This window comes from Collinsella aerofaciens ATCC 25986, from assembly GCF_010509075.1.
In the GTDB taxonomy this organism is placed as follows: domain Bacteria; phylum Actinomycetota; class Coriobacteriia; order Coriobacteriales; family Coriobacteriaceae; genus Collinsella; species Collinsella aerofaciens.
This window is the reverse complement of the sequence record NZ_CP048433.1, coordinates 935,728-956,975: the sequence shown is the minus strand read 5'-3', so window position 1 is coordinate 956,975 and position 21,248 is coordinate 935,728. Positions and strand designations below refer to the sequence as shown.

Here is a 21,248-nt window from a genome sequence, read left to right as displayed (position 1 = left end):
GTAAATAGTGGACATATGTACCGTATGTAGGCTCACTGTGCGATAATTTGCGCAGCAATGAGTAAGGAGCCTCATATGAGTGATTTTGTCCTGACCTGTGAATCCGCCGCCGACCGAACCCGTGAGTTCTTTGCGTCGCGCAATATCCCTGTCGTGTGTTTTCATTACGAGATCGACGATGTTGTCCATACGGACGATCTGTATCAGTCGATTACGCCGGACAAGTTTTTTGCCCAGATTGCCGCGGGCGCCATGCCCAAGACGTCTCAGGTGAGCGTGGGTGAGTACAAGGAGTTTTGGGAGCCGTTTGTTGCCGAGGGTAAAGACGTGCTGCACCTGGCGTTGTCGTCGGGTATTTCGGGCACGTATGGATCGGCCTGCGTTGCGGCGCAGATGCTCGCGGATCGCTATCCCCAGGGCGGCAAGGTGCGCGTCATCGATTCGCTGGCGGCGTCTTCGGGCTTTGGCCTGTTGCTGGAATATGCCGCCGACGTGCGCGATAGCGGGGCTTCACTCGACGAGACGGCTGCCTGGATCGAGGAGCACAAACTCAACCTGCACCACTGGTTCTTCTCGACCGATCTGTCGAGCTATCTACGAGGCGGTCGCATTTCGGCTGCGAGTGCGATCATCGGCACGGCGCTTAAGATTTGCCCGCTTATGACGGTCGATTGCGACGGCAAGCTGTCGCCACGTGAGAAGATTCGCACTAAGAAGCGCGCGATTTCCGAGATGGCCAAGACCATGATGGCACACGTGCAGGACGGTGCGGATTATTCGGGTAAGTGCATCATGTCGCACTCGGCGTGCCGCGAGGATGCCGAGGCAGTTGCGGCGCTGATTGAGGAACAGGTTCCGCAGCTTAAAGGCAAGATTGAGATCAATGACATCGGTACTCTGATTGGCTCGCATACCGGACCTGGTACGGTGGCGCTCTTCTTTATGGGCGACAAGCGCGTGGATTAATTTGCCCCATCACGTCGCTGCATGATTGCTCAAACGATAACGGCCCGCCTCACGTTTGTGGGGCGGGCCTTGCTGTTACGATTAGCGTTTCTTTCCGCGGAAGAAGAAGCCGTGCAGTGACGGCTTGAGGCCGCGGTTGGCGCGATGCTCCTCGACGCGCTCGTGGATCGAAGCGACGCGCTCGATGACTTCGTCGGGAATCGGCACATCGGGATTCATGTTCTCGACCTGGCTGACTTCGGCGGCGGCGACCTGGTCGATAATGGGCACATCGTCGCGCGAGATGACAGGTGTGGCTTCTTCCTTCATCTTGCGATAACGCTGCATCATGTCGGTCTGTAGCTGCTGTGCCGAAGGCGGCGTCCAGATGATGGCGTTGGCGCCGGCGGCGATGGTCTCACGGATGCTCTCGGGCGTCTTGCCGCCCGGCGCGATGAGCGGCAGGTTGGGATAGTGCTCGCGCAGTTCACGCAGGACCTGGGGCGTGTTTTTGCCGGCGGCGATGTTGAGAATCTTGGCTCCGGCGCGCACTTTGGCATGCGCATCGTCGTCGCAACGTACGACCGTGGCGATGACGGGGATGTCGGCGATGTTGGTGATGTGCTCGACCATCTCGGCAGTAGCGGGGGAGTTGACCACGCAGCCCGCCGCGCCCTGCATCTCGGAGACGGCTGCCATCTGCACGGAGCGCTTACCGGTCGTAGTTCCGCCGCCCACGCCTACAAAGACCGGGCACTCGGCGACGGTCAGCAGCGCTTGCGTAATGGCGGGCTGCGGCGTGAAAGGGTAGACCGCAAAAACGGCATCGGCGTTGGAGTTGCGGATAACCGCGACATCGGTAGTGTAAATGAGCGACTTGATGCGGCGGCCGAAGAGCGTGAAGCCGCTGGCCTCCTCGATCTCGTCGGGCATGCGAAGAGCAGCCTTGCGCAGACGTCCGTCGATGGGCAGGGGCTCCATGGGGAGCAGTCCGTTGGGGGTCACGGCTACCTGGGGCTCGGTGAACTCGTCTGCGAGCTCGACCTCGGAGAAATCGACCGAGGCGACGATGTCCTCGTGAACCTCGGCGGGTACATCGATGGGAGCTTGGTCGTTTGCCGCGGCAGGCGTGTCGAAGGAGCTGGTGCCGACAAAGGCGTCGACGCGTTCGTTTAGGTCGTTGAGGGTATCCATGGAGGCTCGATTCTATGCGATGGTGGCCGGCGCGATGCAGCCGGAATTGCGAATGCTAAATCGTTTGACGAGTTGATTTTTCCCCGCCGCACCATCCGTTAGACCGAAGGGCGGGAGAACGTGAAGGAGCTGTGGTGGCGAGGATCGAGGTGCTATCTTGAAAGTCCCGTTTAAAAGAGAGGTGACGCGGTATGGAATTGACAGCAATGTTTGGCTCGATTGGCCTGTGCGTGGGCGCAATCGTTGCCGCCGCGGTCATCTACTTTGTGGTCACGGCCATTAAGGGCAAAAGGGCCGAACGCAAGGAGCGCGCGATGCTTAAACAGCATCGCGACCAGCAGGGCAAACGCGCACAGAGATAGCTTGTTGAGTTTTTGATCCGTGCGCTAGCTGCGTTTTCGGATCAGGGCAATGTAGAAGCCCTCAAAATCGCGGCTAGGCGGAATGGTCAGCGTGCCGGGCATACCGTTGGCGATGGCCGAGACATGGCCGGCGGCGATGGCCTCGGTGAGGGCGTTGCACTCGATATGCGGCTCCTCGCCGGCATCCTGGGCGCGACGCGCTTCACTTTCGCTCGGTGTGCCGTCGAGGGGGATAAGCTCGCAATCCATGTGCTTGTCGAGGGCCTCTTGCAGGGCGTCCTCGTTTTCCTGCGGCATAATCGAACAGGTGGAATAGACGAGTGTGCCGCCCGGCTTGAGGGCGCCCATGGCGCGGTCCAGAAGCGCGCGCTGCGAGCGGGCGCACTTGCCAAGCAGCTGCTCGGTCAGGCCGCGCAGGCTCTTTTCGTTGCCGCTGATGACGGTGCCCGTGCCGGTGCAGGGGGCGTCGAGCAGGATGCGGTCAAAGCGGAAGAATTCGTCGAGCTCGCGTGCGTCGATGCGCATGACAGGCACGTTTTTGGCGCCTTGGCGATGGAGGTTGGATTCAAGCTTTTCAGCGCGGGGAATGCTCATCTCGCAGGCCGTGAGGTGTGCCTGGCTCTGGGTGAGGGCGGCGATTTGCGTCGTCTTGCCACCGGGGGCCGCGCACATGTCCAGGATGTCCTCGCCGGCCTGAGCGCCCAACACCAAAGGCGGCATCATGGACGACAGGCTCTGCAGATAGATTTTGCCGTCGCGGTAGATGTCGAGATCCCACAGATCGGATACCTGGGCCTCGGGCAGGATGAAAGCGTCCGGGTACCATGCGACGGGGCGGTGGGCGATGCCGGCTGCGTCGAGCGCGGCGGCGATGTCCTCGGCGGTCGCCTTGAGGGTGTTGGCGCGCAGCGTGACCGGGCGCGTGGCTGCGGCGCCGAAGCCCTCGATCATGAGCTGAGCATCGGCGGGCGCATAGGCGCCGGCGACCGTGTCGACCATAAAGCGCGGCAGGTCGGCGGCGGAGTGTTGGGCGGCAAGCTGGTCGGAAAGCTCGGTGGCGGCAAACTGCCTGAGCTTGAGCTCGGGCTTAACCTGCTTTTTCTGCTTACGACGACGCGGCTTGGACATCCGTCTTTCCTTCCCGTCCCAAATTGACTACTTTCCGGGCACGTCGCTGCTGGCGTGCTTTAGTACTGGCTCTCGTGCTTGCTAAAGAAGTCGAAGCGCGGGGGCAGCGGCTTTACGCGGTGTTCGCCGGGCTTCTCGCCCAGGCCCTCCACAAACTCATCCGTGGAGGCAAAGATGTTATCCCAGCTAAAGAAGGCGACTGGGTCGATGTCGAAGTACTCGCAGATGAGCTCGCAGCCGGCCGGCACGATGCCGTGCATGAGCACGGTCGCCACGCGCAGCTCGGTGAAGGCGTCGACGAGGGCCTGCGTCATCGCGGTATTGGCTTGCTCGCCCTCGAGCTTGTTGGCGGCCTTGGAGGCGTCGCTCCAGCGCTTGTTGGCGGCGCGCAGGTAGTCGTCGCACACGGCGAGCGCATGGTGCGTCTCGAACTTGTACATGGCCTGCTCAAAGGCGAGGGCGGCCTGCTCGGCGGCCTCGACCACGGTGGCAGAGGCGGCGCCGGCGGGAATGCAGCCGTTGCGGTACGGGCTCTTGTCGCCCTCCTTGACGGCGACGCCGTAGAAGCAGCTGCGGGCCAGGCGGTTGAAGACGCCGGTCAAAAGAGCGCTCTCCTTAAGGGCGGGGTCGATGACGCGCTTGTCGTCGCAGGCGCGCACCTCGTTGCCGTCTTTGTCCTTGCCGGTCACGCGGGTGTCGTATGCCTTGGGGCTAAAGCTCACCGGCTTCTCGGACAGGCCGAGCGACAGCCAGTGCGCGCGCATCTGCTCGCAGGTGTAGTGGTTGAGCAGGTCGTCTGCCGGTGGGGGAGGCGTCTGCGAGGACGAGCTTGCCTTTTTGCCCATGTAGAGCAGGTGGTAGCAGGCGCTGACGGTGCTTTGCGTGAGGTTCCAACCCAGGGCCTTCCACATGGCGGTCTGCGCGATGCAGTAGAAGTAGATGTTGTCCTGGCCAATGAACTGGTAGATCTGTGCGTCATCCGAGCACCACCAGTCGCGCCAGTCGAGCGAGCTGTGCTGGTAGGTGGGCGCGGGGACCTGCGTGGAATCGGCGGAGGGCTCGCCCATAAGGGCGGCGTCCTGGGCGGCGACACCCTCGGTCACGCCGGCGGCCTTGGCATCGCGTGCGAGCACGGTGCGCGTATAGCTGATGGGTGCCCATAGGCTCTCGGGCCAGCACCAGCAGGTGACGTCGGAGACGCCGTCGACCTCGGGCACCGGAACGCCCCAGTCGATGTTGCCGGTGATGCGGAAGGGCACGAGCGCCTTGCCGCTGCGGAAGCGCACGCCACCGTTGGCGAGCACTGCGTGAGCGTCGTCGCGCTCCTTCCAGCTGGGGAAGGTGACGGTAAAGCTGCTCTTGTTGCCCTCGGGCTCCAGCACGGTGTGCTCGGGCAGCTGGTCCTCGACGGCGTCGAAGGCCTCGCGGAACTTGTTCTGGATGTAGAGCTGAGCCGGCAGCAGCCACTCCTCCATGGTCTTGGAGACCACGGAGCGAACCTGCGGGTTCTGGGCGAGCTTGGCGGTGTAGGTCTTCATAAAGTCGAGGTAGGCCGGCAGGTCGAAGTAGAGGTTGTCGACCGGGCGCAGCTCGGGCACCTCGCCGGTGAGCTGGCTCTTGGGCGCGATGAGCTCCTCGGGCTCAAACTGGTGACCCAGGTCGCACTCGTCAGCATAGGCCTTCTCGGACTTGCAGCCCTGGATGGGGCAGCTGCCAATCACCTGGCGGCCGTTGAGGAACGTGCCGGCCTTGGCATCGTAGAACTGCAGCGTGGAACGCTTTGAGATGGTGCCCTGCTCGTGCAGGCGCTCGATAATCTCGGCGGTCACCTCGTTGTGAATCTGCGCAGCCGGCTCAAGGCCCGAGCCGCCGTAGATATCGCAGCTGATGTTGTAGTTGTTGAGGGTTGCGGCCTGGCGGGAGTGATTGGACTCGACATACTCGCTAATGGACTTGTCGTAGCCCTCGTTCTCCTTGAGCTTGCGGTAGCTCTCCATGATGGGCGAGCCGTAGCAGTCGGTGCCCGAGGTGAAGATGACGTTCTCGCGGCCCAGGCGGTCGCGCAGGAAGCGGGCGAAGAAGTCGGCCGGGACAAAGACGCCGCCAACGTGGCCAAAGTGAAGGCCCTTGTTGCCGTAGGGCTCGCCGGCGGTAACGATGGCGCGGCGAGGCCAGCTGGGACGGTCGTTCATGGAGTATTTGGATGCCATGGGACTCCTTCGCATATGGTGGGAGCGCAGCCGGGCGTGGGGCTCGGCGACGCGGTGGTCAATTCGTGCATATCGTTCGACATTATCGCACATGCGGACGGGTACGTGGCAGGGGCGCTATCCTAAGATGCTATGAATGAGATTTCCAACATACATGCGTTTGAGGACGAGGATTTTCTGCACGCTTGCTTCGTGTGGGGGATGGTCGTAGTCGGCGTGTTTGCCGTGTGCCTGGTGCCGGTGTTTATGCTGCTGGGCGGGCCTGCAGACTTGGATGTGGCTGACGCGGGCGGCTGGATGGCCGTCTTGGGCTGGATGGTCGGCTTGACTGCGGTTTCGGCGGCTTCATTTGCCGTGCACGAGCTGGTGCACGGTGTGTTTTTTAAGCTGCTGGCGCCTGCGGGCGCGAAGGTGACCTTTGGGGCGAATCGCGAGACGGCGATGATCTATGCCTGCGCCGAGGGCGTTGTGTATTCGCGCCGGCGGTACGTGGCGGTTTGCCTGGCGCCGACGGTTGTTGTGACGACAGCGTTTGCCCTGGGGTTTGCGTTTTCGGGCTATCCGCTGCTGTGCTATTTGGCGGCCGGCTTGCATTTGTCGGGCTGTGTAGGCGACTGGTATTACGTGCGGACCATCTTGCGCGACCGCCGCATTGTCGCCTGCGAGGACACGTCCTTCGGCGTGCGCTTTTTCGGGTGAGGAGATGTCGATGAAGCCGTTGTTGCTGCATGCGTGCTGTGCACCATGCTCGCTTGAGCCGGTCCGCCTGCTGCGCGAGGAAGGGTTTGAGCCCACAATCTGCTGGACAAACCCCAATATTCAGCCTCACGATGAATGGCAGCGGCGTTTGGACGAGCTGCGCCGGTGGTGTGCCGATGGCGACATCGAGCTTATCGAGGCGGGGGAGGACCGTGAGCGCTGGGAGGCCGGCGTGGCCCCGCTGGGAGCCGACCGAGCCCGTCGCTGTCGCGCGTGCTATGCCCTGCGTCTGGCCGAGGCGTGCCGTGTGGCCCAGGAGCGCGGGTTTGAGTTTGTGGGCACGACGCTCGCCGTCTCGCCGTATCAGCTGTTCGACACCTGCAATGACGTGCTCGAGCGCTTGGCGGCGGCACATGGGCTCACCCCGGTGATTCGCGATTTTCGCCCGTATTACCCCGAGGCCACGCGTCGTTCGCGCGAGCTGGGCATGTATCGGCAGAATTACTGCGGCTGCCGATTCTCGGCCGTCGAGGCGGCCATGGACCGCGCCCGCATCCGCGACGAGCGCAAAGCGTCCAAAAAGTAGTTCTTTTGGGCTGGCAGCCTGCTAGGATGTAGAGCGGACTTTAACTATATAAGGAGTATCCGACGTGTCTATGCGTACCGATGATTTTGACTATAACCTGCCCGAAGAGCTCATCGCCCAGGCTCCTGCCGAGCCGCGCGACTCCTGCCGCCTGCTGGTGGTGGATCGCAAGGGCTCCCAGGCGGGAACGCCGCTGGAGCACGGCGGTACCGTTGAGCACCGCATCTTCCGCGACATCATCGACTATATCGAGCCGGGCGACGTGCTCGTCATCAACCAGACGCGCGTGATGCCGGCCCGTTTGATCGGTCGCAAGACGGGCTCGGGCGGCGTGGTCGAGACGCTGCTGCTCAAGCGCCGCGAGGATGTTGACCCGCTGGGTCACGTTTGGGAGTGCCTGGTCAAGCCGGGCAAGCGTCTGAAGCCCGGTGCCCAAATTGAGTATCGCGCCGGTGGCGCCCATGCGCCCGAGGGGGCTCCCGTGGTGCTGACGGCCGAGGTCGTCGACTTTGTCACCGATAGCCGCGGTGGCCGTCTGGTGCGCTTTGAGCCGGCCGGTTGCAATGCCGCCGGCGACCCGCGCACGCTCGACGAGGCTATCCATGCTGCCGGCCACGTGCCGCTGCCGCCTTACATTACCGATTACGAGGGCGATCCCGAGAAGTACCAGACCGTCTACGCCATGAAGGAGGAGCACTCGGCTGCCGCTCCTACGGCGGGTCTGCATTTTACTCCTGAGCTCATGGCCGCTATCGAGGCCAAGGGTGCCAAGTTTGCCGCCGTCGAGCTCGAGGTGGGCATCGATACCTTCCGCTTGGTGGAGGAGGACGACCCTACGCAGCACGTCATGCACACCGAGCGCTACCACGTGTCGCAGGAGGTTGTCGACGCCGTGCATAAGGCCAAGGCGGAGGGCCATCGTGTGATCGCCGTCGGCACTACCGCGGTGCGCTCGCTCGAGAGCGCGTTTGACACGGACGCGCCGGTGTCCGATCCGGCCGTGACGGCGCGCTATTTTGAAGGCCGCGAGGACGGGGCCGATACGCTTGGCCGCGGTGACATCGTGGTGCGCGAGAGCGCCACGACGCAGCTTTACCTCATGCCCGGCTCGACCTATCACGTGGTCGATGCGCTGATCACGAACTTCCACGTGCCGCGCTCCACGCTCATGATGCTCGTGAGCGCGCTTGCCACCCGCGACCAGATCATGGATGCCTACGCCGCTGCTATCGAAGAACGTTACCGCTTCTTCAGCTTTGGCGACGCGATGCTCATTTGTTAGTTACGCGGTTCTACGAACCGCGTAACTACTCGACGCTGCGCGGGCCGCATTTGGACAATCTGACGTTCAACTTCAAGGGCGCGACCAGAAGGTCAGCGCCCTTTCGTTTCACGTCACCTTGTCTCAAATGCGGCCCGCTCGCTGTCCGTCCTCTACCTGCGGCGTTGTCTTGCTCCGGATGCGGCAGTTAGGGACGTTCCTTTTAATATGAGCAGGACATTGTCAAGAGGCAAAATCGGGCCTGGCCCCAACGATATGGGGTCAGGCCCTCTCCCTATATCAACCCGTCCGCGGCGACCTCGGCGTGTCTTCCCGACGCTCGTCTTTGCAGTTTAATATCCGCCCGTGGCGATCTCTCGCTGGGCAATCCGTTGCTACGGCTGAGGCTTCTACGTCGAACCGACAGTCTGTGCACGCGTGTGGCGCCCTGGGCGCTCGCAGAAAAGGGACCTGAGGTTCGCCTCAACGGCTTCGGATCCAACCGCTTCCGGGGTGATCGGCTTATGTGCGGGGGACCGCCCATTACAGTCTGAAGTGGGCCACCGATAAATTTCGATGGCGAGCATTCGGCGCATTGCCTACGATACGGGCAAGCCCCGAGGGGCCGCCGATCGGGCGCCTCCGGATGGCCGTCTGCCCCTGCCCCGTAGAGGGCCCGGGGGGTGTTGCCACCGGGGGCGCTCGCCGCTCCGGACGACTGATAGGAAACTGCCGGGCGCAAGCGCCACGGCCAGGTAATGTGGGTGTCGCAGGGAGGGGTTCCGATCGGCCTACCGATTGGAGGATAACACCGTGGCACCACCTAGAATGCCGGAAGCCGTCATCGGGCTCGATGTCGGGAAATTGTCCCATTGGGCATGCGTCGCGACCCGGGACGGCGAGATACTGCTGAGCGCCCCCGTCGCGAACAGGGAGGGCGATCTGGACTCGCTGTTCGGCCGCTTCCCCGACGCGCTCGTGGTCGTCGACCAGTCGCGCAACATAGGCGCCCTCGCGCTCGCCCGCGCCAAGGCGGCCGGGATGTCGGCGGCGTACCTGCCGGGACTCGCGGCACACGGGGCCGCCAGGCTCTTCGCCGGCGACGCCAAGACCGACGAGCGGGACGCAATGGTCATCGCGAAGACGGCGCTGGGCATCCCCGACGCACTCCTGCCGGTCGGGGATCCGGGCCCGACGGTCGCGGCGGCGAGGGCGCTGGCCGCCCAGAGAAACTTCCTGACCTGCGAAAACACCAGGAGCAAGAACCGGCTGCGCAGCATCCTGCTGGAATCGTGCCCCGCCTTCGAGGCGTTGGTCGACCTGTCCGACGGTCCCCAGCTGAGGCTCATGGCATCCCTCGGCGGGGCCTGGTCGGTGGCCGACGCCGGGCCCCGCAGGGCGGCGGCGCTCACGCGCGGGGCGGCGCGCGGCAAGATCGAGGCCCTCGTCCGCTCGACGGCCTCCTCGACAAGGCCGGACGCGGCGGCCATCGCCGCCGAGGACCGGGCGGTGAGGCTGCTCGCGCGCAGGATCTCCGAGAACTCGGCGGAGATCGATGTGATCACGGCGGAGATATCCGCCCTCCTCGAGGGCGACGATACCTACCGATGCCTCCTGACGGTGCCGGGGATCGGCCCCAAAACCGCTTCCGAGCTCGCGATCTCCATAGATATCGAAGACTTCCCAAGCCACGACAGGCTCGCGTCGTACTGCGGCCTGGCGCCGCGCAACCGCCAGTCGGGGACCTCGATCTCCTCGGTGACGGCATCGCGCCAAGGCAACAAGAGGCTGAAGAACCTGCTCATATTCTCGTGCAACTGCCTTACCCGGACAGAGGGAAGATGGGGCGATTACTACGCTAGGTGCCGAGAGCGGGGCATGCCGCACGGCAAGGCGCTCAAGGCGCTGGCACGAAAGAGGCTGAAGGTCATCTACGCGATCATGCGGGACAGGGTGCCCTACGCCGCCTAGTCGAAGCGCTCCGAACAGATTGGAGCCCATCGGCCGAAAGGCCTGGCGTTAGCATGTCGCGATTCAATCTCGAAAACAGCATTGCCCAGTTGACAAAACTATAGGAACACCCCCCTACGCCTCCTCGGCCATGAGGCCGACCGCCCACACCCAGCAGGCGAGCTCGCGCGCCGTGGCGACGTTCGCCTTGTTGTTGTGGACCCCGCGCGCGAGCAGGGTCCCGCGCCTCTCGACCAGCCTCCGCACGCCCTTGGCGGCATGCCTGCGGGCGCCCGGGTCCGGGGCCTGGCCCCTGGCGGGCTCCTTCGGCCGCGCGGAGCACGTCAGGTAGTGCCACGCGGCCTCGACCAGCGCCTTTCTCAGGTGCTTGTTGCCCGCCTTGGTGATCGCGCCCCTGCGGTCGCTCTCCCCGCTGGAGTGCTCGGAGGGCGTCAGGCCGACCCATGCGGCGAACGACCGGGCATTCCTGAACCTCGAGAACTCGCCGGCCTCGAACACGAGGTCGGCGGCCGTCGCGGTGTCGACGCCCTTGAGGCAGCGCAGGGAGTCGACCCTCCTCCTCCACCTGGGCTTGCGGGTCTCGGCCTCGACGAGCCCCTCGAGCCTCGCCTTGTCCTCCGCCGCCCGCCTGACCGCGTCGACGTAGTAGGCGAGCGCCTCGTTGTCGGCCCCCTCCGCGAACCTTATCGACTCGATCCAGGACCAGTGCGCCCGGGTCCAGTTGCCCTTCCTGCGGCCGGTGGGCGTCCTCTCGTCGAAGACGAGCCCGTGCCTGAGCAGGAACTTGGAGAGCCGCTGCTTCGAGCGCGAGAGGTCGTCCCTCGCGTCCTCGAGCGCCCTGGTCAGGTCGCGGGCGGCCTCGCACTCGTCGTCGGGGACCCACACCTCGACCACGTTGCCGACCGACAGCATGCGGGCGAGGAACTCGGCGTCGTTGCGGTCGTTCTTCCTGCGCCTGTCCGCGCTGGGCTTGATCATCTTCGAGACGGCGCCGACCACGCAGTCGACCCCGAGGCCGGAGAGCCTCTTCTGCAGGTCGAACCCCGTGACCCCGGACTCGTACACGCACTTGGCCTTTGGGTCCACGGACCGCACCCACTCCGCGACTGCCCCGGCGTCGTAGCCGAAGGTCGCGCAGCGCACCTCCCCGGTCATGACGTCGAGGGAGACTGCCTTTATCGAGCGGGCGTGGACGTCGAGGCCGACGAAGGTGGTAGTATCGAGCATGGGAGCCCCTTCCATGAATGCGGCGTGGCCGCCGCGGCTGAATTAGACACTCACCATTGTCGGCCTAATCCGCGGTCTTTCATGCAGCAGGGGCTCTCAATGTTTTTATGTCCTGCTCATATCGTCTCTGCCGGCAGTTTGGGACACTCCTTGTAGTCATTGGGGACGTTCTTAAATGACTACTTGCTCGCGAACAGCCAGACTAGGATGATCGCCAGGATTGCGGCGACGATGCAGACGATGGCGCCGGTGAATTTGATGCGTGAGTCGCGGGTACGCTCGCGCACCGCGTCCTCGGTGGCTTCGAGCTGGGTAACCTCTCGCTCGGTCTCGGCGTGTTCGGCTTTGTCTCGGGCCAAGGATCCTGCAAGCGACTCAGTAATCTCTGGGTGGTCGTGTACTTCGTTCGCCTGTTCGATGATCGACTGCGCATGTGCGGCATCTGCTTGGGCGTTGGCGATGCTCTGCTCTTGGTCGCGGCGTGCCTTGTCCTCGGCGGCGATCTTCTCGCGCAGTTCGCGCTGGCGCGTTGCAGCGGCGGTTTTTGCGGTCTGCAGCTCGTCGCGCGCGGCATCGGCCTCTGCCGTCACGGCTTGGTGCGCGCGTTTGGCTTCGGCAATGGGGGCCTGCGCCTGTTCGACGGCCTGCTCGGCTGCGGCAAGCGAGTGTTCAAGGTCGGCGGTGATACGCGGGACATCTTCTTCGGCTTTACGCAGGGCATCTGCCGTGTCGGAGATCTGCATCGAGAGCTCGCTGGTGCGCACCGTATAGTTGGCGGGATTTGCCGAGGGATTGCGTTGCAGCTCGGCATACTCATGACGCAGTGTCTCGAGCTGGGCGCGCGTGGCGTCGACGGTTTGTTGTGCGGCGGCAATGCCGGCGTCTCGCTCGGCCTGCACCTTGTCGCGGATGCGCTTGGAATCCTCAAGACGGCGAACGAGGCGGTTGCCGGTCTCGCGCGAGCTCGCCTCGCGGGCCTCCACGGCATCGAGCGCGGCCTTCAGGCGGAGCTCGGTCGCGTCATCCTCTGTCTTCATTTGTTCGAGCTGACCCTTGAGCTCTGCTACTTTGGAAGCATGGACATCGCGATCGATTTCGGCTGCCGCAGCGGTCTTTTGCGCTGTGGCGATCGCCTGACGCTGGTCGGCGACGATCTGCTCGTAGCGGCCTGCGATATCCTGGCGCGTCTCGAGTTCCTCGGCCTGATCGGCAATGCGCTGCTCAAGTTCGGCCAGGTGGGCGCGGGCATCGGCAAGTGCCTTTTTCGCGGCGTTCATCTCACGCATGGCCGAGGCACCCTGGGCGATAAAGGTGCCCACGGCGTTCGCAGTGTTCGAGACAGCGGTCCCCAGATCGCGGCTCGCGGCGGGGGAGTGCGGGGCGGTCGGGCGAGCGGTGTCGGCAGCGTCCGCATCGGCAGCCTGCGGCGCGGCGATATTGCCGGTACCGCCCTCGACCACAGAAAAGCCTGCTGCGTGCGGATCGACCGCATCGGCGCCAATCGTGGGGTGCTCGAGCTGCAGAAACGAGGGCATGGTGCTGCCCTGGTCGGCAACCGGAGTCTCGCCGGGCACAAAGGTCGAGGCCGCCTCGGCGGCCTCCTCTTCCTCGGCATCGATATCGGCATCGGCGACGGCGTCTTTCATCGCTTTGACAGCATCCATCATGGAGTCCATGACGGCATCGAGCTCTTCTTCCGAAGACACCTCGATGGGGCCCGCTGCTTGCGGGGCGTCGTCCTGAGCGGGCGCATCGTCGTTTTGCTCATCGGCGTTTTCTGTTTCGGGGGTTTCCGCCGTAGCGCTTTCGTCCAAGATGGGGTCGTCGATGTCGATACTATCGCAGGTCACAGCGTCAGTATCTGCGGTGACGTCTGCGGAATCATCAATATGCTGTTGAGTCTGGGGGTCCAGCTCGTCTGTCATAGGCATGTGCTCCTCATCGTTGTTTGTCACCCTATGATAAAGTCTCGCGCCGACATCCCGCGCGCCGCAGCAAAGTTTCAAAACGTGTTCGATGGCTCGTTTGGCTGACAAAAATTCGGCCTCTTTATCCAGTTCGTGCTTGACATTCCCTTCGCCGAATGACGTTGTGCCGTTCGCCTGCTGCGGTCTTTATTTTTCACTTGAACCCGCTAAAGTTGCATTTCAGCTTTTGGCGCGTGAAGTTGGATGCGCGCAGTCGGCGGGTGGGCCCGTCGCGATTTGAAAGGACTTTGTATGGGACTTTTCACTGGTAAGACCGTGATCGTCACCGGCGGCGGCAAGGCCACGCTTAAGGACGGTTCCGCTGGCTCCATCGGCTACGGCATCGATATCGCTTTTGCCAAGGAGGGCGCGAACCTCGTCATCACCGGCCGCAACGTCGCTAAGCTCGAGGCCGCCAAGGAGTCTCTCGAGGCCGAGTACGGTGTCAAGGTTCTGCCTGTTCAGGCCGATGTTTCAGCCGGTCAGGACAACGAAGCCGTCGTCCAGAACGTCATCGACAAGGCCATTGAGGAGTTTGGCCGCATCGACGCCGTCGTCAACAATGCTCAGGCTAGCGCCTCGGGCGTGACCATCGCCGATCACACCATGGACCAGTTTAACCTGGCCATTTACTCCGGTCTGTATGCTACCTATCTGTACATGCAGAAGGCCTATCCGCACCTGAAGGAGACTAAGGGCTCCGTGGTCAACTTTGCCTCGGGCGCCGGCCTGTTTGGCAACTATGGCCAGTGCAGCTATGCTGCCGCCAAGGAGGGCATCCGCGGCCTGACCCGCGTTGCCGCCAACGAGTGGGGCAAGGACGGCATCAACGTCAATATCGTTTGCCCGCTTGCTTGGACCGCTGCGCTCGAGAACTTCCAGGATGCTTACCCCGAGGCTTTCAAGGCCAACGTCCACATGCCGCCGGCAGGCCACTACGGCGACGTTGAGAAGGAGATCGGCCGCGTGGTCGTTCAGCTCTGCGGTCCCGACTTTAAGTACATGAACGGCGAGACCGTCACCCTCGAGGGTGGCATGGGCCAGCGGCCGTAGGGTTACGCGGTTTTTCCAAACCGCGTAACGGCTCGACGCTGCGCGGTCACCAGGGCGACAACTTGTCATTCAAAGAGGGCGGCATGACCAGAAGGTCTATGCCGCCCTCTTTTCATGCCAATTTGTTCGCCCTGGCGACCGCTCGCTGACGTCGCCAGAGCATCGGCGTTGCCTTGGCTGTTGGAGATGATCTCGTAGTCGTTGGGTGTTCCTATAGTTTTGTCAACCGTCGGGGCTACTCCCGGTAGGGCACCCGGTCGCGCATCACGGCGTATATCGCCCTGAGCCGCTTCCTCGCGACGGCCTTGAGCGCCCGCCCGTGCCCCATGCCCCGCGCCCTGCAGGCCCGGTAGTACTCGCCGTAGCGCCCCGAGGACCTCACCAGGCTGTTGCACGAGAAGATCAGCAGGGACTTGAGCCTCGCGTCGCCGCGCCTGGACGCCCTGACCGACCTCACCGACGTGCCGGAGCTCCTCACCCTCGGGGCTATGCCGCAGTACGAGGCCAGGTGGTCGTGGTCCGGGAACCTCCCGATGTCGACCGACACCGCGAGCTGCGCCGCGGTCCTCGGGCCGATGCCGGGCACGGTGAGCAGACACGCGTAGGTCTCGTCGCCCTCGAGCAGCGCCGCCGTCTCGGCCTCGAGGGCCCCGGCCTCGTCGAGGGCCTCCGATATCCGGGCGGCCAGGAACCTGATGTTAGCGCTAATCTAAAATTAACCACTTTCGCAAACGCATCTCGCCGAATGCGCTAACGCGCTTTCGCCGACCCCGCTAACGTACTTTCACCAACTGCGCTAACGGAACTATGCTCCGATCGGGTATCCGACCCGGGAGGAGCGGGATATGGAGCGAAACGTAATGGGAGAGCTGAACGTCTACAGGGGGTCCGGCGCGAAGCCGAACTTCAGCGAGATCGCGAGGAGGCACGGCATGGACCGGCACACGGTCGCCAAGTACTGGCGGGAGGGCGAGGCCGCCGCCGACGGGAGGTCCGCGAGGGGCAGCGCCTTCGACCCGCTCGAGGAGGTGATCCGCGCGAAGGCCCAGCTGCCCGGGATGACCAAGATGGCCGTGTACGCGTTCCTGCGCGAGGGCCGCGGGGAGGGGCTGCCCGGGTACGGCGCCTTCACCGCATGGTGCCGGGGCCGCGACGTGCCCTTCGGGGGTGTGGGCGGCCGCGAGCCGCACCCGCGGTTCGAGACGCCCCCGGGCAGGCAGCTGCAGTTCGACTGGAAGGAGGGCATGAGGCTCGTCGACTCGGAGGGCGAGGTCTTCGAGTTCAGCGTGTTCACCGCGACGCTCGGCTATTCCCGGAAGCACCGCTTCATACCGGTCAGGAGCCGCACGCTCGACGACCTGCTGTCCTGCCTGCTCGCCACCTTCACCCGCCTCGGCGGCGTCCCGGAGGAGTGCATCACGGACAACATGTCGTGCCTGGTGACCGTCTCGGGCCGCAGGAGGACCAGGCAGGAGAGGGCGTGGCGGTTCGCGCGGGAGGCCGGCTTCGAGCTCAGGCTCTGCGCGCCGCGCTCGCCGCAGACCAAGGGCAAGGACGAGTCGGCCAACCGCTTCCTGAACCGCCTGCTCGCCTACGGCGGCGAGTTCACCGGGTGGAGCGGCCTCGCCGAGGCGGTGGCCCGGATCGAGGCCCAGGCAAACTCGGAGCCGAACCGCACCACCGGCCTGCCGCCTGACGCGCTGTTCATGCGGGAGAAGGAGAGCCTGCGACCCATCGGGAACCTCCGTCTCCTCGAGTCGATGGTGGGCGACGTGAGCGTCCAGACCGTCCCGCCGACCATGCTCGTCAGGGCCGCCGGCAGGGAGTGGTCCGTGCCCAGGCGCTGCATCGGCCGGCGCGTGAGCGTCATAGCGATGCCCGGCGGCCAGGTCGTGGTGAGGATGGCCGGCGAGGAGGTCGCCGTCCACGACGCCGCGTCCGGGCCGTCGAGGCCCATCAACTACGACCCCGACCACTATGGGCAGGCCCTCGAGGGGAAGCGCGGCCTGGCCGACGCGGACATCGCCGAGGCCGCGCGCGCCAACCTCGCGCTGCTCGACTCGCTCGGAGGGGCGTGATGGGCGCCGTCGCGGAGGGTAGCCCCTCGATCAGGGCGCAGGCGAACCTCTCCGCGCTCGGGCTGCACGAGATGGCGGCGTCCCTGCCCGACTACGTGAGGATGGTCGCCGCGGGCGAGCGGGGCTTCGCCTCCGCCCTCGAGGAGATGACGCGCGTCGAGGTCGCCGCCCGGGAGGTCAGGATTACCAGCCAGCGCATACGGTCGTCGGGGTTCCCCTACGTCAAGGGGCTGGCGGACTTCGACTGGGACTTCCAGCCGTCGGTCCCGCGCGCCGAGATCGAGGAGCTCGCGACCCTGAGGTTCGTCGAGCGGGCCGAGAACGTCCTGTTCGTGGGGAGCCCCGGCGTGGGCAAGACGCACCTCGCCGTCGCGCTGGGCATCGAGGCGGTCAGGGCGGGGCGCGAGGTCAGGTTCGTGGACTGCGCCCGGCTCGTCGAGGACCTGGAGGACGCCTCGTCGCGCGGCATCCTCAAGAAGAGGCTCAAGTACTACGCCCACTCGAGGCTGCTGATCATCGACGAGCTCGGCTACCTCGACGTCGGTAGCGCGGGCGCGGACCTGCTGTTCCAGCTGATATCGACGCGCTACGAGCAGCGCTCGACGATCATCACCACCAACGTGGGGATCAGCGGCTGGGGCAGGGTGTTCGGGGACGACGTGGCGGCGAGCGCGATCGCGGACAGGGTGTGCCACCACTGCCACCTGGTCAAGATAACGGGCAGGTCCTACAGGCTGAAGGACCTGCCGAGGGACGGTCCCGTCAAGCCGTGACCGGAATCGGTGAAAATACGTTAGCGCAACCGGTGAAACCGCCTTTGCGCGAACGGCACGCCTGTTTAGCGAAACTGGTGAAAAATAGATTGACGCTAACACCCGGGACCCCCGACAGGGAGTCCGGCACGCCCAGGGCGGTCCGCGCGATCACCGCGGCGTCGCGCTCGTCGGTCTTGGCCTCGCCGGCGAACAGGCCCGCGGCGCGGCTGGCGGCGAGCCCGGGCAGGTGGGCGACCCCGAGCCCCGCGGCGCGGGCCCGCCTCACGGCGAGGGACCCTATGTTGCGGAACTGGTCGACGACGACGAGCGTGCCGGCGGGCGCGGAGGCGAACAGCGCGTCGAGCTCGGCCTCCCTGTTGCGGACGGGGGCGCTGGCCAGCACCTCCCCGTCGCGGTCGATCAGGCAGGCCCAGTGCGACGACTTGCCGACGTCCAGGCCGAGCACGGCCGCGGGTCTGGTGGATGGCGCTTTCACGGTGGTATCCTTCCGGTAGTCGTTCGACCGGATGGCCTCCCCCTCGGCACTCACATTACCAGCCGCGGCGCCTGCCCGGCACTTTCCTATCAGCCGTCGGGGGCGGCGCGTCCCGCGCCGGCAGCACCCAACAGGCCCTCTCGGGGGCAGGGACGTTCGGCCGTGCGCGGGCGCCCGGTCGGCGGCCCGTTCTGGGCGCGCCTCAATCGTAGCCCGAGACGGTCCCGGGCTGACAATTTCGACTGTAATGGACGTTCTTAAATGACTAGTCATAAGGGACACTCTTGCCGGCACTTGGGGACAGTCCCTAAGTGCCGGCAGATTGGGACACTCCTTTGCAAGATGGCGCTGAAGATTGTCCTCGACGACTAGTCGTTTAATGCATCAGTTTCTGTCGAGTCGGTGCGGTTTGCTGGTTGCCCGTATAATGGTTTGCGTATGAACCGCAACCAAGGAGTTCCAGTTTATGGACCAGAGCCTTTTTAAATTCGACCTGATCGCCGAGGACCCGACGACGCATGCGCGTGCCGGCGTGCTGCACACCCCGCACGGCGACATCGAGACGCCGATCTTCATGCCCGTGGGCACCAAGGCAAACGTCAAGGGCATTCCTACCGAGACCGTTAAACAGCTCGGCGCCCAGATCGTGCTTGCCAATACTTATCACCTGTCCATGCGTCCCGGCGAGGACACCATCGCCGAGCTGGGCGGGCTGCACAAGTTTATGAACTGGCATGGCCCCATTCTTACCGACTCGGGCGGCTTCCAAGTGTTCAGCCACAACGACGCCGTCAAGCTCACCGACGAGGGTGTGCGCTTTATCGTCAACGATTACGACGGTCGCCACGTGTTCTGGACGCCCGAGGACAACATGGAAATCGCCATGAAACTCGGCTCCGACATCTGCATGCAGCTCGACCAGTGCCCGGGCTATCCCGCCACGCGCGCCTACGTTGAGCGCGCCGTGGAGCTGTCGAGCATGTGGGCCGAGCGCTGCTATAATGCACACACCCGCGATGATCAGGCACTCTTTGGCATCGTCCAGGGTGGCATGCATCTGGACCTGCGCCTGCGTTCGCTGCGCCATCTGGAAGAGTGCGGCGACTTCCCCGGTTACGGCATCGGTGGCTACTCGGTGGGCGAGGACCACGAGACCATGTTCGAGACCCTGGCACCGCTCGTAAGCGAGTACATGCCCAAGCACAAGCCGCGCTACCTGATGGGCGTCGGCAACCCCACCACCCTCGTGCGCGGTGTGGGTGTGGGCATCGACATGTTCGACTGCGTGCTACCGACGCGCACCGGCCGTATGGGCACGGCGTTTTCGAGTGAGGGTCGCCTCAACTTCCGCAACGCGCGCTTTGCGCACGACGACGGCCCCATCGATCCCACCTGCACCTGCCCGGTGTGCACGGGCGGTTACAGCCGCGCACTCATTCGCCACATGGTCACGCAGAAGGAGATGCTCGGCGGCATTCTGCTGTCGATGCACAACATCTACTACCTGCTCAACCTTATGCAGCGTGCCCGTCAGGCCATTATCGAGGGCCGTTACGGCGCATTCGTGAGCGATTGGATGAATAGTCCTGCCGCGGTGGATTACTAAGGGCGACAGGCGCGCTTACAGAGCGTGGGCAACGGCAAAGGCTGAGCGGCAGCCGCTCGTCACATTCGCTGACGTCGGCTGCGCGACCGCTGACCGATGCCTTGCAAGCGCATAACGCATCGTGGGTACCATACCGAATAGTTGATGTTCGGGCGGGTGTTTGACGCATGGCGTCGACCCCGCCCGCTTTTCTTTTTCTCGATAGGAGTACCCATGATTAAGAATGAGAACGTCGAGGGCGAGCCCGCCTACGACGAGACGTACCGCCGCGGCCCCGTGGTTATGCGCGGCCCCATGATTCCTAAGGACAACACCTACGCCAACCTGCTGGCGCCCGAGGATTCGACCGACTGGCTGCATGCCGATCCCTGGCGCGTGCTGCGCATTCAGGCCGAGTTTGTCGATGGCTTCGGCGCGCTTGCCGAGCTTGGCCCCGCAGTGACCATCTTCGGCAGTGCCCGCACGCCTAAGACCGATCCGCTCTACAAGGCGGCGCGTACCGTCGGGCGCAAGATCGCGCAACGTGGCGTGGCGGTTATCACCGGTGGCGGCCCCGGCATCATGGAAGCGGCCAACAGGGGAGCGGCGAGTGTCAACGGCAAGTCAGTTGGCCTGGGCATTGAATTGCCGCACGAGCAGGGGCTCAATAAATACGTAAACCTCGGTATGAACTTCCGCTACTTCTTTGTGCGCAAAACCATGTTCGTTAAGTACAGCTCGGGCGCCATCGTGTTTCCCGGCGGCTTTGGCACGCTCGACGAGATGTTCGAGGTGCTCACGCTGGTGCAGACGCACAAGGTCAAGCGCATGCCGCTCGTGCTGGTGGGCAGCGAGTACTGGCAGGGCCTGTTCGACTGGCTCAACGGCCCGGTGATGAGCGCCGGTATGATCAGCCCGCTCGATCCGGATTTGGTACACATTACTGACGACCTCAACGAGGCCGTCGACATTGCGCTCAGCGGGTTGATGTAGAGCAATCGTGCCCACCGCGACATGAATATGTATGGCAATCTGATGCTATCTAACGTCAGTTTGCCGTTTATATTGGGTATACTGATGCAAAAGACGAGAGCGAGGAGGTCGCAAATGTCTACAGCAACAGTTAAGCCTACGACGGTTCGCATCGAAGAGGGGCTCAAGGAGCAGGCGACTGAGTTCTTGGATTCGGTCGGCCTCAGCCTCAATTCCTATCTCAATCTTGCCGTTCGGCAGCTGGTAAATCAGCGAAAGATTCCTTTTGAGATTGTAGGAAGGGCGGAGGTGCCCAACGAGGCGACGAGGCGTGCCATGGTGATCGCCGAGGCTCATGAGTTGGGGGTTTTGCCGGACGATAGCCCATCATTCAACAACGCTGATGAGCTTATATCATTCCTCGATGAGGACTAGCGATGTTTGAGATTAAAGTCGAGGCTCAGTTTAAGGCGGATTATAAACGGACGATGCGCATCCATCCGCAGCTAAAAACCGAGTTTAAGGCGGCGGTCGCAGAGCTTGCAGCTCACGGCTCGCTTCCCGCGGAATATGGCGCCCATGAGCTTTCAAACCCGGGCGGAAACTACAACGGCCACATCGATTTCCATCTATCCGATGGCTTGGTCGATGTGGTCGTTCTTTATCTTCCCCATAAGACTAACCCAGTGATTAGGCTGGTAAGAATGGGCGCTCATCAGGAGTTGTTTCAGGGTCCGCTGGGCTGATCGCCGATTTCCA

General features: G+C 63.8%; 20 protein-coding genes. 13 read left to right on the top strand and 7 right to left on the bottom strand.

The window, feature by feature from the left end:
• Positions 1–75: 75 nt before the first annotated feature.
• Positions 76–966 (top strand): DegV family protein, encoded by an 891-nt coding sequence (locus tag GXM19_RS04495; RefSeq protein WP_040359278.1) that lies wholly within the window; start codon positions 76–78, stop codon positions 964–966.
• An 81-nt stretch (positions 967–1,047) separates the two neighbouring features.
• Here the strand turns inward: GXM19_RS04495 and GXM19_RS04490 are convergent, their stop codons facing one another.
• A complete protein-coding gene (locus GXM19_RS04490) occupies positions 1,048–2,139 on the bottom strand; it encodes a beta/alpha barrel domain-containing protein (protein ID WP_006235402.1) in 1,092 nt (363 codons plus the stop codon).
• A 191-nt stretch (positions 2,140–2,330) separates the two neighbouring features.
• Between GXM19_RS04490 and GXM19_RS04485 the strand changes: the two genes are divergently transcribed.
• Complete coding sequence (locus GXM19_RS04485; protein WP_006235403.1) at positions 2,331–2,501, top strand: hypothetical protein; 171 nt, start codon at positions 2,331–2,333, stop codon at positions 2,499–2,501.
• A 24-nt stretch (positions 2,502–2,525) separates the two neighbouring features.
• Here the strand turns inward: GXM19_RS04485 and GXM19_RS04480 are convergent, their stop codons facing one another.
• A complete protein-coding gene (locus GXM19_RS04480) occupies positions 2,526–3,629 on the bottom strand; it encodes an RsmB/NOP family class I SAM-dependent RNA methyltransferase (protein ID WP_006235404.1) in 1,104 nt (367 codons plus the stop codon).
• A gap of 59 nt (positions 3,630–3,688) precedes the next feature.
• Positions 3,689–5,839 (bottom strand): methionine--tRNA ligase, encoded by a 2,151-nt coding sequence (locus tag GXM19_RS04475; protein WP_040359280.1) that lies wholly within the window; start codon positions 5,837–5,839, stop codon positions 3,689–3,691.
• A 132-nt stretch (positions 5,840–5,971) separates the two neighbouring features.
• Here GXM19_RS04475 and GXM19_RS04470 point away from each other — a divergent pair, with 132 nt between their 5' ends.
• From GXM19_RS04470 to GXM19_RS04455, 4 genes are all read left to right on the top strand, one after another.
• The gene (locus GXM19_RS04470; protein ID WP_006235407.1) at positions 5,972–6,538 is read left to right on the top strand and encodes a DUF3267 domain-containing protein; all 567 of its coding nucleotides are present in this window, start codon (positions 5,972–5,974) and stop codon (positions 6,536–6,538) included.
• Between the two features lie 10 nt (positions 6,539–6,548).
• Positions 6,549–7,124: an epoxyqueuosine reductase QueH gene (locus tag GXM19_RS04465; protein WP_040359283.1), complete on the top strand. Its 576-nt coding sequence runs from the start codon at positions 6,549–6,551 to the stop codon at positions 7,122–7,124.
• 70 nt (positions 7,125–7,194) lie between these two features.
• Positions 7,195–8,406 (top strand): tRNA preQ1(34) S-adenosylmethionine ribosyltransferase-isomerase QueA, encoded by a 1,212-nt coding sequence (gene queA / locus GXM19_RS04460; protein WP_006235409.1) that lies wholly within the window; start codon positions 7,195–7,197, stop codon positions 8,404–8,406.
• Between the two features lie 792 nt (positions 8,407–9,198).
• Positions 9,199–10,356: an IS110 family RNA-guided transposase gene (locus tag GXM19_RS04455; protein WP_225093533.1), complete on the top strand. Its 1,158-nt coding sequence runs from the start codon at positions 9,199–9,201 to the stop codon at positions 10,354–10,356.
• Between the two features lie 114 nt (positions 10,357–10,470).
• Here GXM19_RS04455 and GXM19_RS04450 read toward each other — a convergent pair whose 3' ends face one another.
• Entirely contained in the window at positions 10,471–11,583 is a 1,113-nt protein-coding gene (locus tag GXM19_RS04450) for an IS110 family RNA-guided transposase (RefSeq protein ID WP_239057658.1), read from the bottom strand.
• Between the two features lie 179 nt (positions 11,584–11,762).
• Positions 11,763–13,508, bottom strand: a complete 1,746-nt coding sequence (locus GXM19_RS04445; protein ID WP_040359361.1) for a coiled-coil domain-containing protein — start codon at positions 13,506–13,508, stop codon at positions 11,763–11,765.
• 294 nt (positions 13,509–13,802) lie between these two features.
• Here GXM19_RS04445 and GXM19_RS04440 point away from each other — a divergent pair, with 294 nt between their 5' ends.
• A complete protein-coding gene (locus GXM19_RS04440) occupies positions 13,803–14,603 on the top strand; it encodes an SDR family NAD(P)-dependent oxidoreductase (protein WP_006235414.1) in 801 nt (266 codons plus the stop codon).
• Positions 14,604–14,838: 235 nt separating this feature from the next.
• Here GXM19_RS04440 and GXM19_RS04435 read toward each other — a convergent pair whose 3' ends face one another.
• Positions 14,839–15,198, bottom strand: coding sequence for an IS110 family transposase (locus GXM19_RS04435; RefSeq protein ID WP_050766140.1), 360 nt, complete (start codon positions 15,196–15,198; stop codon positions 14,839–14,841).
• A gap of 250 nt (positions 15,199–15,448) precedes the next feature.
• Between GXM19_RS04435 and istA the strand changes: the two genes are divergently transcribed.
• Complete coding sequence (istA, locus tag GXM19_RS04430) at positions 15,449–16,681, top strand: IS21 family transposase (protein WP_006234496.1); 1,233 nt, start codon at positions 15,449–15,451, stop codon at positions 16,679–16,681.
• The gene (gene istB, locus GXM19_RS04425) at positions 16,681–17,454 is read left to right on the top strand and encodes an IS21-like element helper ATPase IstB (RefSeq protein WP_006234495.1); all 774 of its coding nucleotides are present in this window, start codon (positions 16,681–16,683) and stop codon (positions 17,452–17,454) included. Before istA ends, istB begins: the two co-directional genes overlap by 1 nt.
• Here istB and GXM19_RS04420 read toward each other — a convergent pair.
• A complete protein-coding gene (locus tag GXM19_RS04420; protein WP_050766167.1) occupies positions 17,444–17,986 on the bottom strand; it encodes an IS110 family transposase in 543 nt (180 codons plus the stop codon). The genes istB and GXM19_RS04420 overlap by 11 nt on opposite strands.
• A 412-nt stretch (positions 17,987–18,398) precedes the next feature.
• Between GXM19_RS04420 and tgt the strand changes: the two genes are divergently transcribed.
• The 4 genes from tgt (at position 18,399) to GXM19_RS04400 (ending at position 21,235) form a co-directional block, all read left to right on the top strand.
• Entirely contained in the window at positions 18,399–19,538 is a 1,140-nt protein-coding gene (gene tgt, locus GXM19_RS04415) for a tRNA guanosine(34) transglycosylase Tgt (protein ID WP_006235417.1), read from the top strand.
• 213 nt (positions 19,539–19,751) lie between these two features.
• Positions 19,752–20,510 (top strand): LOG family protein, encoded by a 759-nt coding sequence (locus GXM19_RS04410; protein ID WP_006235418.1) that lies wholly within the window; start codon positions 19,752–19,754, stop codon positions 20,508–20,510.
• A 114-nt stretch (positions 20,511–20,624) separates the two neighbouring features.
• Complete coding sequence (locus tag GXM19_RS04405) at positions 20,625–20,924, top strand: type II toxin-antitoxin system RelB/DinJ family antitoxin (protein WP_040359362.1); 300 nt, start codon at positions 20,625–20,627, stop codon at positions 20,922–20,924.
• 2 nt (positions 20,925–20,926) lie between these two features.
• On the top strand, positions 20,927–21,235 hold the full coding sequence (locus GXM19_RS04400; protein WP_006235420.1) for a type II toxin-antitoxin system RelE/ParE family toxin: 309 nt from the start codon (positions 20,927–20,929) through the stop codon (positions 21,233–21,235).
• The last annotated feature ends 13 nt before the right edge of the window (positions 21,236–21,248 follow it).